General features: G+C 72.5%; 16 protein-coding genes. 11 read left to right on the top strand and 5 right to left on the bottom strand.

The window, feature by feature from the left end; translation table 11 throughout:
• Nucleotides 1-82: 82 nt before the first annotated feature.
• The 3 genes from cofE to ACFVS8_RS17240 form a co-directional block, all read right to left on the bottom strand.
• Complete coding sequence (cofE, locus tag ACFVS8_RS17250; RefSeq protein WP_387065040.1) at nt 83-862, bottom strand: coenzyme F420-0:L-glutamate ligase; 780 nt, start codon at nt 860-862, stop codon at nt 83-85.
• 73 nt (nt 863-935) lie between these two features.
• Nucleotides 936-2,729, bottom strand: a complete 1,794-nt coding sequence (locus tag ACFVS8_RS17245; protein ID WP_387065037.1) for a DUF4012 domain-containing protein — start codon at nt 2,727-2,729, stop codon at nt 936-938.
• Nucleotides 2,726-3,412 carry an LPXTG cell wall anchor domain-containing protein gene (locus ACFVS8_RS17240; protein ID WP_387065034.1) on the bottom strand — a complete coding sequence of 229 codons (687 nt, stop codon included), beginning with the start codon at nt 3,410-3,412 and terminating at the stop codon, nt 2,726-2,728. The genes ACFVS8_RS17245 and ACFVS8_RS17240 overlap by 4 nt, the downstream gene beginning before the upstream one ends.
• Before the next feature lie 256 nt (nt 3,413-3,668).
• Between ACFVS8_RS17240 and ACFVS8_RS17235 the strand changes: the two genes are divergently transcribed.
• The 6 genes from ACFVS8_RS17235 to ACFVS8_RS17210 all read left to right on the top strand — a co-directional run bounded on the left by ACFVS8_RS17235 (nt 3,669) and on the right by ACFVS8_RS17210 (nt 9,153).
• Nucleotides 3,669-4,175 carry a DUF6328 family protein gene (locus ACFVS8_RS17235; protein WP_387065031.1) on the top strand — a complete coding sequence of 169 codons (507 nt, stop codon included), beginning with the start codon at nt 3,669-3,671 and terminating at the stop codon, nt 4,173-4,175.
• A gap of 120 nt (nt 4,176-4,295) precedes the next feature.
• On the top strand, nt 4,296-5,138 hold the full coding sequence (locus ACFVS8_RS17230) for an exodeoxyribonuclease III (protein WP_387065028.1): 843 nt from the start codon (nt 4,296-4,298) through the stop codon (nt 5,136-5,138).
• Nucleotides 5,139-5,148: 10 nt separating this feature from the next.
• Nucleotides 5,149-6,717 (top strand): hypothetical protein, encoded by a 1,569-nt coding sequence (locus tag ACFVS8_RS17225; protein WP_387065025.1) that lies wholly within the window; start codon nt 5,149-5,151, stop codon nt 6,715-6,717.
• A gap of 88 nt (nt 6,718-6,805) precedes the next feature.
• Entirely contained in the window at nt 6,806-8,161 is a 1,356-nt protein-coding gene (locus ACFVS8_RS17220) for a serine/threonine-protein kinase (protein WP_387065022.1), read from the top strand.
• Entirely contained in the window at nt 8,161-8,616 is a 456-nt protein-coding gene (locus ACFVS8_RS17215; RefSeq protein WP_387065019.1) for a hypothetical protein, read from the top strand. Before ACFVS8_RS17220 ends, ACFVS8_RS17215 begins: the two co-directional genes overlap by 1 nt.
• Before the next feature lie 54 nt (nt 8,617-8,670).
• On the top strand, nt 8,671-9,153 hold the full coding sequence (locus ACFVS8_RS17210; RefSeq protein ID WP_387065016.1) for a GNAT family N-acetyltransferase: 483 nt from the start codon (nt 8,671-8,673) through the stop codon (nt 9,151-9,153).
• Between the two features lie 171 nt (nt 9,154-9,324).
• Here ACFVS8_RS17210 and ACFVS8_RS17205 read toward each other — a convergent pair whose 3' ends face one another.
• Nucleotides 9,325-10,164, bottom strand: coding sequence for an SDR family oxidoreductase (locus tag ACFVS8_RS17205; protein WP_387065013.1), 840 nt, complete (start codon nt 10,162-10,164; stop codon nt 9,325-9,327).
• A gap of 249 nt (nt 10,165-10,413) precedes the next feature.
• Here ACFVS8_RS17205 and ACFVS8_RS17200 point away from each other — a divergent pair, with 249 nt between their 5' ends.
• The 3 genes from ACFVS8_RS17200 to ACFVS8_RS17190 all read left to right on the top strand — a co-directional run bounded on the left by ACFVS8_RS17200 (nt 10,414) and on the right by ACFVS8_RS17190 (nt 12,323).
• A complete protein-coding gene (locus ACFVS8_RS17200; RefSeq protein ID WP_387065011.1) occupies nt 10,414-10,887 on the top strand; it encodes a MarR family winged helix-turn-helix transcriptional regulator in 474 nt (157 codons plus the stop codon).
• Between the two features lie 2 nt (nt 10,888-10,889).
• Nucleotides 10,890-11,600, top strand: coding sequence for an NAD(P)H-dependent oxidoreductase (locus ACFVS8_RS17195; RefSeq protein ID WP_387065008.1), 711 nt, complete (start codon nt 10,890-10,892; stop codon nt 11,598-11,600).
• A 120-nt stretch (nt 11,601-11,720) separates the two neighbouring features.
• Nucleotides 11,721-12,323, top strand: a complete 603-nt coding sequence (locus ACFVS8_RS17190) for a GNAT family N-acetyltransferase (RefSeq protein WP_387065005.1) — start codon at nt 11,721-11,723, stop codon at nt 12,321-12,323.
• 17 nt (nt 12,324-12,340) lie between these two features.
• Here the strand turns inward: ACFVS8_RS17190 and ACFVS8_RS17185 are convergent, their stop codons facing one another.
• Nucleotides 12,341-13,051, bottom strand: a complete 711-nt coding sequence (locus tag ACFVS8_RS17185) for a DUF998 domain-containing protein (RefSeq protein ID WP_387065002.1) — start codon at nt 13,049-13,051, stop codon at nt 12,341-12,343.
• 192 nt (nt 13,052-13,243) lie between these two features.
• Between ACFVS8_RS17185 and ACFVS8_RS17180 the strand changes: the two genes are divergently transcribed.
• Together ACFVS8_RS17180 and ACFVS8_RS17175 are read left to right on the top strand one after the other, a co-directional pair.
• Nucleotides 13,244-13,597 carry a YciI family protein gene (locus ACFVS8_RS17180; RefSeq protein ID WP_387064999.1) on the top strand — a complete coding sequence of 118 codons (354 nt, stop codon included), beginning with the start codon at nt 13,244-13,246 and terminating at the stop codon, nt 13,595-13,597.
• 83 nt (nt 13,598-13,680) lie between these two features.
• On the top strand, nt 13,681-15,060 hold the full coding sequence (locus ACFVS8_RS17175) for an RNA polymerase sigma factor (protein WP_387064996.1): 1,380 nt from the start codon (nt 13,681-13,683) through the stop codon (nt 15,058-15,060).
• The last annotated feature ends 1 nt before the right edge of the window (nt 15,061 follow it).

Genomic DNA, 15,061 nt, shown 5'->3' with positions numbered 1-15,061 from the left:
GGATAACCGGCCCGATCACCCGTTTCTGGATCCAAAAACCACGAACTCGGTCGTGACTCCGCGCGCCGCTGGCCGGATGCCGCTACTGGCCGCGCCGCAGCGGGCCCTCGTTCTGCGCCTCGTCGAACCCGTCGCGGTAGCCGTTGTCGTAGGCCTCGTCGGCGCCGACCCGGAACAGGTCGCGGTCGGGCGGACGCTGGATGCTGCGGGCGCCCGGCAGGTCGAGCTCGCCGACGTACCGCCCGAGTCCGCGCACCACGGCCACCGGGACGCCGGCCGACTTGCCCTTGACGAGCTCGGCAGCGCCGGCGATCTGGTCGGCCACGCACGGCATGGTCACCGCGAGGGGCTTGCCCGCGGCATCCGTCCCGCCGCGCAGGTCGTCGAAGACGTGCACGCCCGCCGCGCCGATCGCGATGTCGGTCTGGCCCTCGCGCCAGGGGCGGCCGAGCGTGTCCGAGAGGATCACGCCGATCGAGAGCGCCGTGAGCGAGCGGATGCCGGTGGCGAGCGCCCGCGCCGACGCGTCGGGGTCGATCGGCAGCAGCAGCACCGTGCCGTCGGGCGCGTTGGAGGCGTCGACACCCGCCGCTGCGCCGATGATGCCCTGGCGGTTCTCGACGATGCGCGTGATTCCGCCCTCGTACTCGCGTGTGGCGACGACGCGCACGGTCTCGTCGGTGATGGCCTGCTCGCGATCGGCCGCGGCGACCACGCGCCCCTCGGCCTTCGACACGACCTTCGACGTGATCACCAGGATGTCGCCCTCTTCGAGGCTTGCCGCCCCGACGATGATCGCCGCCAGGTCGGCGCCCTGCTCGATCTCGGGAAGCCCCTCGATGCCTTCGATGCTGTACCCCACGGCTCTCCCCAGCTCGCCCGGACTTCGCACCATCATCGCACCGCGCGAGGTAGCCCTACCGGAAACGCGCCGCTCAGAGCCGACCGATCGGGATCTGGCGGATGAGCGGCGTGTGCACGACCTGCGGATCGACCTGCCCCGGCTCGGCGCTGGTGAACCGGAACTCGAGCACGATGGTCGCGCCGGGTTCGATGTCGACCGGGAGCGAGTTCGCCGGCCCCGCGAACCCGTCGCGCGACGCGTAGGCGACGCGTTCGCCGTCGACGACCACGCCGCCGTCGAACGTGCCCTCCGGCGGAGAGACCGTGACGATCGTCGCGATCCGCCCGTGGCCGAAGCCCTCGCGATACGCGCCGCTCGCGTCGCTCGGCATGAGGGCGAGGTCGGACTGCGTCACCGTGTTCTCGAGGGTCACCCGTACGGTGACCTCGGCCCGGCCCCCGTCGTCGGCGGGAGCGGCGCCGACGTCGATCGAGACGCCGAGATAGGGGTCGAGCTTGGCCGCCGTGGAGTCGTTGAGGTAGACGCCGTACGTCTGGTCACCCGACTCCTGCTGGGCGGCGAGCAGCCCGGCGAACGTCGAGCGCTCGAGCGCCGCCTGCTCGTCGGGGTGGGCGCTCCAGATCGAGAGCCGGTGCTCGTCGCCCGCGCGGCCCACCGACGAGACCAGGGCGCCGAGGTCGACCGGCTGCGAGAGCATCGAGGTCAGCGTCGCGGCGGCGATGGCCCCGAAGTAACGGTCCCTCGCGAACTGGTCGAACGTCGGCACGCGGTACGGGTCGACGAGCAGGCGCTCGACGGCGTTGTCGGCATCGATGGGCGCTGCACCGGGCACCGTCACGGGCCCGGTCGCCGCGAGCAGGTACGACAGCGCGATGGGATCGAGCGCGACGACCCCGTCGATGCGATCGCCGAAGGTCTGCTGCCACATGCCGGCGGCGAGCTCGCCGGTCTCGGCGAAGTCGGGCGTCATCGTGATGTTCTGGATGTACCGGCCGACCTCGTCGCCGAACACAGCCCGGGTGCCGTCGTCGAGCGCGAGCGGGCTGGCGAACTCCGAGAAGTCGTATGCGCCCGCCTGCCGCACGAGCGTGAGCACGCCGTCTTCGACGCTGACGAGCGCGATCGCCCCGGGGATGCCGCCCGCGGTGCGGAGCTCGGCGTTGTTGAGCGAGAGGATCAGGTACTGCCGCGCACCCTCGGAACCCAGGGCCGCCGGCACGAACGAGACCGCGTCGTCGACGGCGCCCGCGACGCCCGACGCACGGTCGAGCGCGCCGACGAACTGCTCGCGGGCCGACGCGACCGGCGCGAACAGGCCCTCGGACGGGATACCGGAGACGCGGTCGAGCGCGGTCCCGATCGACGTCGACGCGCCATGGATCACCGGGGCCACCGAGGCGATCCGTGCGACGTCGATGCGGCCCTCCGAGTCGCGGAGGGCGTTCGGATCGAGGTCGCCCAGGATCGCGACGAGCGGGAGCACCGCATCGGAGGCGACGCGGTCGAGCTCGCGGGCCATCGTGCTCGCCGCCGCCAGGTCGTCGCCGACCCACGGGATCGCCTCGGCCACGGCCCAGATCGGGTCGCCGGTCAGCCGTGCGGCCTCAGCGGCGTGGGCCCCGAAGCCGTCAGCGGCGGCCTCTGCCGCATCGGCGTCGTGGGCGAGCATGGCCGAGGCGGCCTCCTCGCCAGCCTCGGCCGCCGCCTCCAGTTCGGACTTCGCGAGCCACCCTCGCACCCCGATCCACGCGGCCGCCGCGAGCACGGCCACCACGAGCACTCCGCACCCGATGAGCACCGCGCGTGCCCGACGGCCCGGCGTACGGGTCGTCGGCGCGGCGTCATCGGTGTGCGGTCCGGTCATTCGATTCCGGTGCGACGCCGCCGCAGGAGCACGAGCACCAGCCCGACGACCGCCGCGCCGACGGCCGCCAGGCCGAGCGGCAGGGTCCACGCCGCCACGCCGGTGTGCGGCAGCGACTCGCCGTTCACGCTCTCGGCCATGGTGCCGGCCGGCGTCGAACCCGCGGGATCGGTGCATGCGGGCGTCGCCGGCGGGTAGCTCAGCGCCACGTCGACCTCGGGGTTGACGGCGATCGTCGCCGACGTCACGCTCCTGGTCCACGCGAAGTTGCCGGTCGTCTCGGACCAGGCGCCGTTCACGAACTCCCAGCCTGGCCAACCGTCGGCGTTGCCGTTCTCATCGACGGAGGCACCCGGCCAGAGCACGCTCCCCGAGAGCGAACCCCCCTGCAGTTCGCCGAGCGGGATCTCCATCGTCTGCCCTCCGGCTCCGTTGAGGATGAGCCGCGCGGAGTTCGAGGTGGCGATGCCGTCGGGGTCGGTCAACTCCACGGAGAAGAAGATGTACGGGGCGTCGTTGTCGCAGACGCCGACCGCGGTGGATCCGCCGAGGCTCGGCTCGACGGGGACCTCGGGAACGTATCCGGGGCCGGGACTCGGCACGACCTCCTCGGCGACCGCAGCCTGTCCTCCGACGAGGACCAGGGCAGCCGCGAGCAGGGTGCCTGCAATCGTTGCACGCATGATGACACCAGTCGGGTAAGGCGTCGCTGCGGGTGTTCCAACGGGTCAGGTCGGGCGGGTCCCTGCTGCGGCGCAGCGGGTGGTTGGGGCTGGTCGGGGTCACCCCCGGCCTGTTGGCACGAGACTACTCCGCGCGGCGACGCGGCGAACCCCCCGGAACAGGGGTGACTTCGCCCGGGCGACGAGCCGCGACCGCCCCCGCAGGCAGCCCCTCCCGGGGTTGCCGTGCCCGCCCGCCATCGGCCTACGATCGAGCATGGAAGACCACCTCGACGTCGTGCCCGGCGACGGCCGCGACGAGACCGCGAACCAGCGCAGCGACCGCAACTGGAACGAGATCCTGCAGGAGCTCCGCGTCGCGCTGACCGGCACCCAGCTCATCGGCGGATTCCTCATCGCGGTGGCGTTCCAGCCGCGCTTCGACGAGCTCGACGACTACCAGCTGCGGCTCTACCTCGTGCTCGTCGCGCTCGCCGGGCTCGCGACGGTGATCGGCCTGGCCCCCGTGACCCTGCATCGCGCGCTGTTCCGGCGCAAGGTGAAGGAGCGCCTCGTGCTCACCGGCAACCGTCTGCTCGTCGCCCACCTCGTCGTCGTCGGCCTGCTGCTCGTCGGCGTCACCTCGCTCGTGTTCGACGTCGCCGTCTCGCGGCCCGCCGGCTGGTGGGCGCTCGGCGTCGGGGCAGTCATCGTGCTCGCCGCCTGGGTGGTGCTCCCGCTCGCGCGGAAGGCCGCCGACAACGACGACCGGCTCGCGGCCTGAGCCCGTCGCACGACGGCGGCGGACCGGACGGCCGCGGGGTCGGTTCCGGATGCCGCGAGCGGCCGCCGCGGCATCCGGAGCCGTCCGTCTGTGTCGCCGGCCGACCGTAGGCTTGATCCCATGCGCATCGCCACCTGGAACGTCAACTCGATCCGCACCCGCGTCGAACGCACGGTCGACTGGATGGTGCGCGAAGACGTCGACGTGCTGGCGATGCAGGAGATCAAGTGCAAGCCCGAGCAGTTCCCGCACGAGGCGTTCGAGGCCGCGGGCTACGAGCTCGCGATCCACGGCCTGAACCAGTGGAACGGCGTGGCCGTCGCCAGTCGCGCACCCATCGAAGACGTGCAGGTCGAGTTCCCGGGCATGCCAGGGTTCCTCAAGGGCCACGAGGGCCCCGACCTGCCGAAAGAGGCGCGGGCGCTCGGCGCGACCATCGACGGCGTGCGCGTCTGGAGCCTCTACGTTCCCAACGGGCGTTCGCTCGACGACCCGCACTACACGTACAAGCTCGACTGGCTCGCGGCGCTGCGCGAGTACACGCGCACCGAGACCGCGGCGCACCCGACGCGGCCCTTCGCACTCATGGGCGACTTCAACATCGTGCCGTTCGACCACGACAACGGCGACCCGACGGTCATCGAGGGCGTGACGACGCACGTCTCGCCGGCCGAGCGCGAGGCGTTCTTCGCGCTCGAGGGCGCCGGCGTCACCGACGTCGTGCGCCCGCTCGTGCCCGAGGGCTTCACCTACTGGGACTACAAGCAGCTGCGGTTCCCGCGCAACGAGGGCCTGCGCATCGACTTCATCCTCGGCTCCGAGGCGTTCGCGCACGCCGTGACGGGCGCGTCGATCCACCGCAACGAGCGCAAGGGCACCGCCCCGAGCGACCACGTGCCCGTGCTGGTCGACCTCGACCTCGGCGGCGACGACGACGACTTCGATCGGCCGATGTTCCTGTAGAGGTGACGCCATGAGCACGATCCGCAGGTCGGGCGCGGCGATGGTCGCTTTCGGCGCCGTGATCGCGGTCGCCGGGTGCACCCCGACGCCCGAACCTCCCGAGCCGCAGGCCGTCGTCGTGCAGGCGCCAGACGCGCCGCTCACGGTCATCGACGAGACGGATGCCGCGGGCGCGGCGCTCGCCGCCAGCTCGGCCTTCTTCGACACCTCGCCCGTCGTGGTCGTGGCCGCCGATGCAGCCGACGTCGCAGTCGCGGCCGGGGTCGCCGTCGAGCTCGGCGTGCCGCTCCTGCTCGAGCCCGATTCGGACTCGCCCGACGCGACCGCCCCGCCGACCACGACGGCCTCCCCCACGCCGCGGGCGACGGCCGACGCGATCCTCGCCGAACTCGACCGACTCGACGCCACCGAGATCGTCGCCATCGGCTCCGACGACGACGCGGCCGTCCTCTCCGAGACGTACGTCGACCGCGGCGTCGTGACGGTGAGCGGCGACGACGCGGCATCCGACGCCGAAGCGGCCGTCGACGACCTCGGCATCGCGCTCGAGCACGACGCGTCGGCGGCGGTCGTGCTCGCGACCGACGACAGCGCCGCCGTCGCCACGGCCAGGGCCGCCGGCGCCGACGTGCAGATGCTGCCCGCCGACGACCCGAACCCGCAGCGGTCGGCCGACGCCATCACGGCTCTGCACGAGGCCGACGGGGCGCCCGCGGTCGCGATCGGGCGCGGGTTCGCGGCATCCGATGCCCTCGACTGGCAGGTGCGCACCGCGCGCACCGGCGCGCAGCTGCCCGGCGGCGGCCAAGTGCTCTTCCCCGATCGCCTGCTCGTGGCGCTCTACGGCAAGCCCGGGGCTCCGACGCTGGGCGTGCTCGGCGAGCAGCCCCTCGAGGCGACGGTGCAGCGAGCCGCGAAGGTCGCATCCGACTACGACGACCTGACCGATCGCACGGTCGTGCCCGCACTCGAGATCATCACCACGGTCGCCTCGGGCGATCCGACGAGCGACGGCGACTTCTCGAGCGAACCCGACGCGGCCGGCCTCGTGCCGTGGATCGAGGCGGCCGGTGCCGCCGGCCAGTACGTGATCCTCGACCTGCAGCCGGGCCGCGACTCGTTCCCGACGCAGCTCGACGAGTACCGCGCCCTGCTCGAGTACCCGTGGGTGGGGCTCGCGCTCGACCCCGAGTGGCGCCTCGACGCGAATCAGCGCCACCTCGTCGACATCGGCCAGGTCGATGCGAGCGAGGTGAACCAGGTGATCGACGAGCTCGCGGCGATCTGCGACGAGCACGACCTGCCGCCGAAGCTGCTCGTGCTGCACCAGTTCCGCGCCGACATGATCCTGCACCGAGAACGCGTCGACGTCGATCGGCCCGAGGTCGACGTGCTCTTCCACGTCGACGGCAACGGCACGCAGCCCGCGAAGCAGGCCACGTGGAACGCGCTCCGCGAGGGCGCACCCGACGCGGCCTGGGGGTGGAAGAACTTCATCGACGAGGATGCCCCGATGCTCACGCCCGAGCAGACGATGACCGAGGTGGTTCCGGCGCCCGACCTGGTGTCGTACCAGTGAGCCGGTCGCCGTCTACCGCATCGGCCTCCAATGGGCCAGCCCTCTCATCCGATGGGCGGTTCCCGGCGGATCGATCTACGCTCGAGTGGTGACGACCTCTCCCGAACGCGTCGTCGGAGACCCGTTCATCGGGATCACGATGGCCGCACGATACCGCCTCGACGGGCTCGTCGGCCGCGGTGGCATGGCCGTCGTCTACCGCGGCGAAGACCTGGTGCTGCACCGTCCGGTCGCGGTGAAGGTCTTCGGCGCGGCGGCGGAGGGCTTCGACGACCGTGACCGCCGTGCCTCCGAGATCGCGCTGCTCGCGAGCCTCTCGCACCGCGCGCTCGTGCGGCTCTACGACGCCGGCCACGACCCTGCGACCGGGCGGGAGTTCCTCGTCATGGAGTTCGTCGACGGTCGCGACCTGCGCGAGACCCTGCGGCTCGGGCCCCTCGGCCCCTCCGATGCCGCGTCGATGCTCGCCGACCTCGCCGAGGCGCTGCACACCATCCACGATCGCGGCATCGTGCACCGCGACATCAAGCCCGCGAACGTCCTGCTCGAGCCCGCGCACCTGCCGAGCCGCACCTGGAACGCGAAGCTCGCGGACTTCGGCATCGCGAGGCTCATCGACGACGCGCGGCTCACGAGCACCGGTCTGCTCGTCGGCACGCCCGGCTACGTGAGCCCGGAGCAGGTCACCGGCGCAGTGCCCGCACCGCCCGCCGACGTCTACGCGCTCGGCCTGCTGGCGCTCGAGGCACGCACCCGGCGAGCGGCGTTCCCCGGCCCGGCCGCCGAATCGGCGAGCGCCCGACTCGTGCGCGACCCCAGCGTGCCGCCCGAGCTCGGCGACGACTGGGTCGCGCTGCTCCGCGCCATGACCGCTCGCGATCCCGGCGAACGCCCGACCGCGCTCGAGGTCGTAGTCGGGGCGTCCGCGCTCGACGTGTCGGACCGAACGGATCCCGCCACCACGGCGACCACGATCGCGTTCGGCGACACGGCCGGACCCGACGCGGTCGGAGCCGGCACCGTCGGAGCCGACGCGGCCGACGCAGCCGGCACGGCGACCGTCGCCATGACGGGGGCCGCGGCATCCGTCGCCGACGAGGTCACGACCGAGCGGATGCCCGCCGAACCGCGCTACGACGCGACCGGCGAGGAACCGACGCGCGTGCTCACCGCGGCGCAGGCGGCGCAGCCCGAGCCGACGCCAGTGACCCGGGCGACGCCAGCAGACGGGCCCGCGCGCGACCGCCGCCGTGAGGGGCGTCCGGCGAGACGGCCCGCGCGCGTCGCAATGCTCGTGCTGCTGGCCGCCGTGGCCGCGACGCTGGTCTGGATCGTCGTTGCTCCCCTCGCCGCCCCGCGCGAGCCCGCCCCTGAACCGCTGCCGAGCGTTCCCGGCGAACTCGGCGTGCACCTCGAGCAGCTCGACGAGGCGGTGAACCCGTGATGCGCTCGAGTGCTCGCCCGCGTGGGGCGGCGGTCGCCGCCGGCCTCGCACTGCTGCTCGGCGTCGGCCTCACGTCGTGCGCTCCGTCGCACGACGACACGGCCGCCGAGATGCATGCGTCGGTCGTGCGGGTGTCGGAACGCGCGGCTTCGACCGATTACGCCGGTGCTCTCGCCGAGCTCGAGCTCCTCGAGGCCGACGTCGACGAGGCCGCGACCTCCGGCGAACTCGATGCCGCGCAGGAGCAGCAGATCCGCGACGCGATCGCCCTGGTCCGAACCGATCTCGAGACCGCCGAGGCAGCCACGACCCCCACCCCGACGCCCACCACCGACGACTCGGACGAGTCCGGGAACTCCGGCGACTCCGATGACTCGCCGGGCAACGGCGGCAACAAGGGCAAGGGAAAAGGCAAGGACAAGGACAAGGACAAAGACAAGAACGAGGATGACTGACCGAGCCGTGCGGCGGCCCGAGACATCCGGCGCGACATCCGCCACCATGGAGCCATGACGCAGGCGAACCCCGACGAGATCACGCTCGATCTGAAGACGCCCGACGAGGTCACGGCCTGGCTGCCCGTGGCGATGCGCGAGTACGAGGAGTCCCGGCTCGAGGCCGGCGACAGCGCCGAGGGCGCGGATGCCGCCCGAGCCGAGTCCGAGCAGCGTTTCTTCCCCGACGGACGGCTCGTCGACGGCCACCTGCTCTTCACGATCCGCCTCGCCGGCGAGGACGCCGGCTGGTTCTGGCTCGGGCCGTGGGGCGCCGTCGGGGTCGAGGACTGGTGGATCTACGACATCCGCGTGTACGACGAGTTCCAGCGGCGCGGCATCGCGCGCATCGTGATGCAGCGCGCCGATGCGATCGCGCGCGAGGGCGGCGCGAAGAACCTCGGGCTGAACGCGTTCGCCTACAACATCCCGGCGATCACCCTCTACGAGAGCCTCGGCTACCTGACGGCCTCGCTGCACATGCGCAAGGTGCTCTGAAGCTCGCGGCTCTGCGACTCGCGGCCGGCGTTCAGGCTCGGGGCGTAGCTTCGCCCGCGTGAACCCGGAATCCTGGATCGCGGCCATCTGCCTCGCCGGTGTCGTCGGCCCGATGCTCCTCGTCGCCCTGCGTCGCCGGCCCGCGCCGGTCCGCGCGCGTGCCGACGACGATCAGCGCCGTCCGGTGAACCGCTCCATCGAGCGGTAGACCCCGAACCCGTCGCCGACGAGCCGGTCGAAGAGGCGGGTGGGCAGCAGCCCGCGCAGCGCCCGAGAGAGGCCGACGCTCCAGGGCAGCTCGAGCAGCGGCCTGCCGGCCAGCATGGCGCGCCACACGCGGTCGACGACGAAGTCGGGCTCGAGGATCGGCGCGAGCACCGGCCCGCGGGCACCCGCGAACATGCCGGTCGAGATGTAGCTCGGGGTGACGGTCGTGACCTTGACGTTGGTGTGGTCGGCCTGCTCGAGCTCGAGGCGCAGCGAGTCGCTCCAGCCGATGAGGGCGGCCTTCGACGCGGCGTAGGTCGCCATGCGCGGGTTCGCGAGCGTGCCGGCCGCGGAGGCGATGTTCACGATGCGGGCCGCCCGATAGGCGTCGGCGATCATGCCGGGCAGGAACTCACGGGTCACGTACATGGGAGCCAGGGCGTTGACCTGCATGGTCGGCCGGGTGTCGTCGCCGTTGTCGGTCTGCCAGAAGTAGGCGTTGCCGCGCACGATGCCCGCGTTGTTGATGAGCACGTCGGGGTTGCCGACCTCCTTGCGCACCTGCTGCGCGTGCTTGGCGATGGAGCCGAGGTCGGCGAGGTCGACGACGTAGGAGTGGATGCGCGTGCGCCCCTGCGAGACCGACCCGAGCTCGTCGACCGTGCGCGCGAGCGCCGAGGCGTCGCGATCCCACAGGGTGACGGATGCCGCGCTCTCGGCGACCGCGCGTTGCGCGTACATGCGGCCCATGCCGCCCGCGGCACCCGTGATGAGGAGCCTCGCTCCGCGCACCGTTCTGGTCATCCGTACATTCTCCCGCACGAGGCTCGCCCCGGCAGCACGCCCGAGCGCCGCCCGCCCACCGCCCGCCCGCCGCCCGCCGCCCGCCCCGCAGCACCGCAGCATCGCAGCACCGCAGCCGCGATGTCGCGCGAACGGCCGCGATCCCGCCGCGATGCAGACCGTTCGCGCGACACCGCGAGCTTCGTCAACGCGTTGACCTTTTTTCGTCAACCTGTTGACATCCAACGTGTCAACAGGTTGACTCATGGCATGAGCCCCGAACCGAAGTCCCTCCCGCAGCCCGGCGGCCCGCTCGGCGACCACCTCACGGTCACCCTGCACCTGCTCGTCGACCGCATGGATCGCTTCGCCGACGCCCTGCTGCAGGCGCGCTACGGCATCAGCTTCAGCCAGTTCCAGTTCATCGCGGTGATCGCGAACCTGCCGTCGCCGCCCGACATCACGTTCCTCGCCGACTGCCTCGGCGTCAGCAAGGCCGCCGTGAGCAAGCGCGTGCCCGCGTTCGTCGAGGCCGGGCTCGTGCAGACCGAGGCCGACCCGGCGAACGCCAGGCGCGTGCTGCTGTCGATCACCCCGAAGGCCGGGCAGCTCCTCGCCGAGGCGCTGCCGGTGCTCGGCGCGTCGTTCTCCGACGAGTTCGACGACCTCGAGTCGCCCGACCTCGACGCGCTGCACGAAGACCTCAAGGCCGTCATCCGCCACCTCGATTCCAAGGAGCACTGAACATGACGCACCGCACCGCGACGAACCGCACCATGACGAACACGCTCGTGATCATCGGCCACCCCAACGCCGGCAGCTTCAACCACGCGCTCGCCGACCAGTACGTCGCAGGCCTGCGCGCGGCATACGTCGACCCCTCGACGGGCGGCCCGGCCGACGGCTCGCAGGTGCGGGTCATCGACCTCGCCGAGCGCGAGTTCGACCTGCTGCCCGCCGACCGCCGCGACCTGCGCGCCCCGGACGGCGACACCTCGCACCTCGAACCGCGCATCCGCGAGTTCATCGACGACGTCGCCTGGGCCGACCACCTCGTCTTCCTCTTCCCGCAGTGGTGGGGCACCTACCCCGCGGTGCTGAAGGCGTTCCTCGACCGCGCGGTGCTCTCGGGCACGGCCTTCAAGTACGGCCGCGGCCAGATCTCGACGCGGTTGCTCACGGGCAAGACGGCTCGCATCGTGATGACCATGGACGCACCCGTCGCGTGGAACCGGATCGTCTACCGCAGTGCAGCCGAGACCTCGTTGAAGCGCGCGACGCTCGCGTACTGCGGCGTGAAGACCGTCGGCATCACCCGGTTCACCCCCGTGCGGTTCTCGACCCCCGAGAAGCGCGGCGCCTGGCTCGAGACGGTGCGCAGACTCGGCGTCGCGGATGCCGCGCGGGCCCTCCGCCGTCGCCAGCCCGCGCCCGTGGCGGCGGGCGCGACCGGGTAGGCCGGGCCCGCCGCGACCAGCCTCGCTTCAACGGAGGACTTCGGGGCCAGGGGAGGACGATTCGAATCGTCCTCCCCTGCGGCAGCTGTCCTCCCGCCGTCGACGTGAGAGCATGACCGCATGCAGCAGAGACGCGCGACCGAGGCCGACGTCCCGGCCATCGCCGAGACGCTGGCCCTCGCGTTCGCCGACGACCCCGTCTGGGGTCCGATCCTGCGCGGCCCCGACGGAACGCGCGACCACCTGGTGCCGTTCTGGACCCCGTTCGTCGAGGGCGCGCTGCCCCACGACCGTGTCTGGGTCGTCGACGACGGCGCCTCGGTCGCCGTGTGGCTCCCCGCCGGAGTCGACGAGATGAGCGAGGCGCAGTCCGCACGCGTGCGCGCGATCGTCGAGGAGACCCTCGATGCGCGACAGGTCGCCGCGTTCGACGAGATCATGCTGCGGTTCGACGCGAACCACCCGCACGATGCGCCGCCGCACGTGTACCTGAGCCTCCTGGCGACGCACCCGTCGCGACGCGGCGAGGGCCTCGCCCAGCAGCTGCTCGCCCGCAACCTGGGCGAGTTCGCCTCGCTCGGCCTCGCGGCGTACCTCGAGTCGACGAACCCGGCCAACGACCGCCGCTACGAGCGAGCGGGGTTCCGCGTCGTGGGCGGGTTCGCCTCGCCGCTCGACGAGGCGTCGCCCATCACGACCATGTGGCGGCCGGTCGAGGCCTGACCGCCCCGTGCGTGCCCTCACTCCGCTCGCCCGCGCAGCAGGTGCGCTGCGTACACGGTGATCCACGCGAAGCCGAGCGCGACGCCCACGAACAGCCGGACGCTCGCTGCCGGGCCGAACGGGATGCAGAGCAGCAGGCACAGCAGGCCGATCGCGATCGACCAGGCGGCTGCGGCGCGATGTCCCTCCCAGCGCAGGCGCTTCGCCACGACGAACGTCACGCCGACGAGCGCGAGGAACGCGAGCGGGGCGGCGAAGGCGTGCACGCCGCCGTGGCACGTCCACTCGGTCGGGTACCCGTCGGGCGTGCCGAGCGGGAACCCGAGGGCCGGGTCGGCGGTGAACGCGCCGCCGAGCACGAGCCCCACGCCGTAGACGGCGAACAGTGCGGGCGCCCAGGCACGGCCGGGCCCGTCGCCGAGGCTGCGGCGAGCGCCGACCGCGAAGGCGAGCATCAGGATGGCGGCCACGACGAAGTTCGCGATCTGCACGTACCCGCGGTCGCCGAGCGAGAGCAGGCTGAGCGGATGCCGCGTCAGGTCGAATCCCTCGCGCGTGAGCACCTGCACGAGACCGGTGGTGACGAAGAGCGGGCCGGCGACGACGCCCGCGAGCACGAGCCCCCTCGTGGCGGGGTCGGCGGCGTGCGCGGGGCGGGCCGCATCGGCGGTCGCGAGTGCAGCGGGTTCGGATCCCGCCCCGGTCGCGGTGTCGAGTGACGTGTGCATGGTGATTCCCTTCGGTCGGCGGCCCGATGGAACGGGTCGTTCACCAAGGCGTCGCGGCGCGGCATCCGTTCTCGACATCGCCGGTCGAAGAAGTTCGGAGGAATTCCGGGTGCCGTGTCGAGAACGGCCTCGAACTGCCGACGCTATGGTGAGGGCACGCCACCGGGGCGGGCCTCACCGAGGAGGAATCCCATGCGGTACATGTGCCTGATGAAGTCCGACGAGCACCAGGGCGAGACCCCGCCCGCGATCTACGAGGCCATGGCCGAGTACGACCGCTGGGGCCGCGAGACGGGCGTGCTCATCGACAGCCAGGGGCTGCTGCCGAGCTCGGCGGGCGCGATCGTGTCGCTCGCCGACGGTGCGATCAAGGCCGTCGACGGCCCGTTCACCGAGGCGAAGGAACTCGTCGGCGGGTATGCCGTGATCGAGGTGCGGTCGTACGAGGAAGCGGTCGAGCTCGGGCGGCGGCTCATGCAGATCCACGTCGATCACTGGCCCGGGTTCGTCGGCAGCGTCGAGATCCGGCAGATCGCGGAGTTCTGAGCGAATCCGTGCGGGCCGCCCTCGTCGGCGGGCACGCCGACGAGGGCCTTGCATCCGTGCGGGGCGCATGGTCTCATGCCGACGTGAGCGACGAGTCGGGCGACGCAGCGGGCGACGCCGTCGGTGACGCATTGGGCGATGCAGCGGGCGAGCAGGCGACGCGCGCCGCGATCGACGCCGTCTGGCGCCTGGAGTCGACGCGGCTGATCGCCGCGCTCGTGCGCGTCGTGCGCGACGTCGGCCTCGCCGAGGACGTCGCGCAGGACGCGATCGTCGCCGCACTCGCGCAATGGCCCGCCAGCGGCATCCCGAGCAATCCCGGAGCCTGGCTCATGACGACCGCGAAGCGTCGCGCCGTCGACGAGTTCCGCCGCCGCGCGAAGGCGGACGGCGCGTTCGCGGTGCTCGCGCGTGAGCTCGACGAGTCCATCGACGCCGACCCGAGCGCCGGCATCGACCACGTGGAGGACGACGTGCTGCGCCTCATGTTCATCTGCTGCCACCCCGCGCTCACGGGCGAAGCGCAGACGACGCTCACCCTGAAGCTCGTCGCCGGGCTCTCGACGCGTGAGATCGCCCGGGCGTTCCTCGTGCCCGAGGCGACGATCGCGCAGCGCGTGTCGCGGGCGAAGCGCACCCTCGCCGAGGCCGGCGCCGCCGTCGAGGAGCCGAGCGGCGACGAACGCGCTGAACGACTCGCGACCGTGCTGGGCGTGGTCTACCTGCTCTTCAACGAGGGCTACTCGGCCACCGAGGGCGAGGACTGGGTGCGGCCGGCGCTCTGCGACGAGGCCGTGCGACTCGGCCGCATCCTCACCGCGATCGTGCCCGACGACGCCGAGGTGCACGGGTTGTCGGCGCTCATGGAGCTGCAGTCCTCGAGGCTCGCCGCACGCGTCGGCCCCGACGGCGAACCCGTGCTGCTCGAACACCAGGACCGCAGGGCGTGGGATGCCGCGCGCATCCGCCGAGGGCAGGAGGCCCTCGCGCGTGCCGACGCCATCCTCGTGGCCGCGCCGCGCCTGAGCCCGGACGCCGAGCCCGGCCCCTACGTGCTGCAGGCGGCCATCGCCGACGAGCACGCACGCGCGGCATCCGTCGACGCGACGGACTGGGCGGCGATCGCCGAGCTCTACGAACGGCTCGGGCAGCGCACCGGCTCGCCCGTCGCCGAACTCAACCGCGCCGTGGCCCTCGGCCGGGCGTCCGGACCCGACGCGGGCCTCGCGCTGCTCGACCAGCTCGCCGACCTGCCGGCGTTGCGCGGCTACCACCTCGTGCCGAGCGTGCGCGGCGACCTGCTCGAGCGCCTCGGCCGCGGCACCGAGGCGGCCGCCGAGTTCGATCGGGCGGCCGCGATGACCGCGAACGAGCGCGAGCAGGCACTGCTGCGCAGACGGGCGGATGCGGCGCGCGGGCGTTCCGGCGCCCGGGGACCCGCCGCGAGACCTGAGGAGAGCTGAA

It is taken from the genome of Agromyces sp. NPDC058110 (assembly GCF_042884735.1).
Taxonomy (GTDB): Bacteria; Actinomycetota; Actinomycetes; order Actinomycetales; family Microbacteriaceae; genus Agromyces.
Note: the sequence above shows the minus strand (reverse complement) of the source record. Positions and strands in the feature narration are given on the sequence as shown.

What these genes read in the sequence shown, in the direction of transcription:
- ACFVS8_RS17190 (WP_387065005.1), top strand. Translation starts at nt 11,721, where the DNA reads ATGCAGCAGAGACGCGCGACCGAGGCCGACGTCCCGGCCATCGCCGAG.
- ACFVS8_RS17235 (WP_387065031.1), top strand. Translation starts at nt 3,669, where the DNA reads ATGGAAGACCACCTCGACGTCGTGCCCGGCGACGGCCGCGACGAGACC.
- ACFVS8_RS17245 (WP_387065037.1), bottom strand. Translation starts at nt 2,729, where the DNA reads ATGACCGGACCGCACACCGATGACGCCGCGCCGACGACCCGTACGCCG.
- ACFVS8_RS17230 (WP_387065028.1), top strand. Translation starts at nt 4,296, where the DNA reads ATGCGCATCGCCACCTGGAACGTCAACTCGATCCGCACCCGCGTCGAA.
- ACFVS8_RS17210 (WP_387065016.1), top strand. Translation starts at nt 8,671, where the DNA reads ATGACGCAGGCGAACCCCGACGAGATCACGCTCGATCTGAAGACGCCC.
- ACFVS8_RS17200 (WP_387065011.1), top strand. Translation starts at nt 10,414, where the DNA reads ATGAGCCCCGAACCGAAGTCCCTCCCGCAGCCCGGCGGCCCGCTCGGC.
- ACFVS8_RS17195 (WP_387065008.1), top strand. Translation starts at nt 10,890, where the DNA reads ATGACGCACCGCACCGCGACGAACCGCACCATGACGAACACGCTCGTG.
- ACFVS8_RS17205 (WP_387065013.1), bottom strand. Translation starts at nt 10,164, where the DNA reads ATGACCAGAACGGTGCGCGGAGCGAGGCTCCTCATCACGGGTGCCGCG.
- ACFVS8_RS17240 (WP_387065034.1), bottom strand. Translation starts at nt 3,412, where the DNA reads ATGCGTGCAACGATTGCAGGCACCCTGCTCGCGGCTGCCCTGGTCCTC.
- ACFVS8_RS17185 (WP_387065002.1), bottom strand. Translation starts at nt 13,051, where the DNA reads ATGCACACGTCACTCGACACCGCGACCGGGGCGGGATCCGAACCCGCT.
- ACFVS8_RS17215 (WP_387065019.1), top strand. Translation starts at nt 8,161, where the DNA reads ATGCGCTCGAGTGCTCGCCCGCGTGGGGCGGCGGTCGCCGCCGGCCTC.
- ACFVS8_RS17180 (WP_387064999.1), top strand. Translation starts at nt 13,244, where the DNA reads ATGCGGTACATGTGCCTGATGAAGTCCGACGAGCACCAGGGCGAGACC.
- ACFVS8_RS17225 (WP_387065025.1), top strand. Translation starts at nt 5,149, where the DNA reads ATGAGCACGATCCGCAGGTCGGGCGCGGCGATGGTCGCTTTCGGCGCC.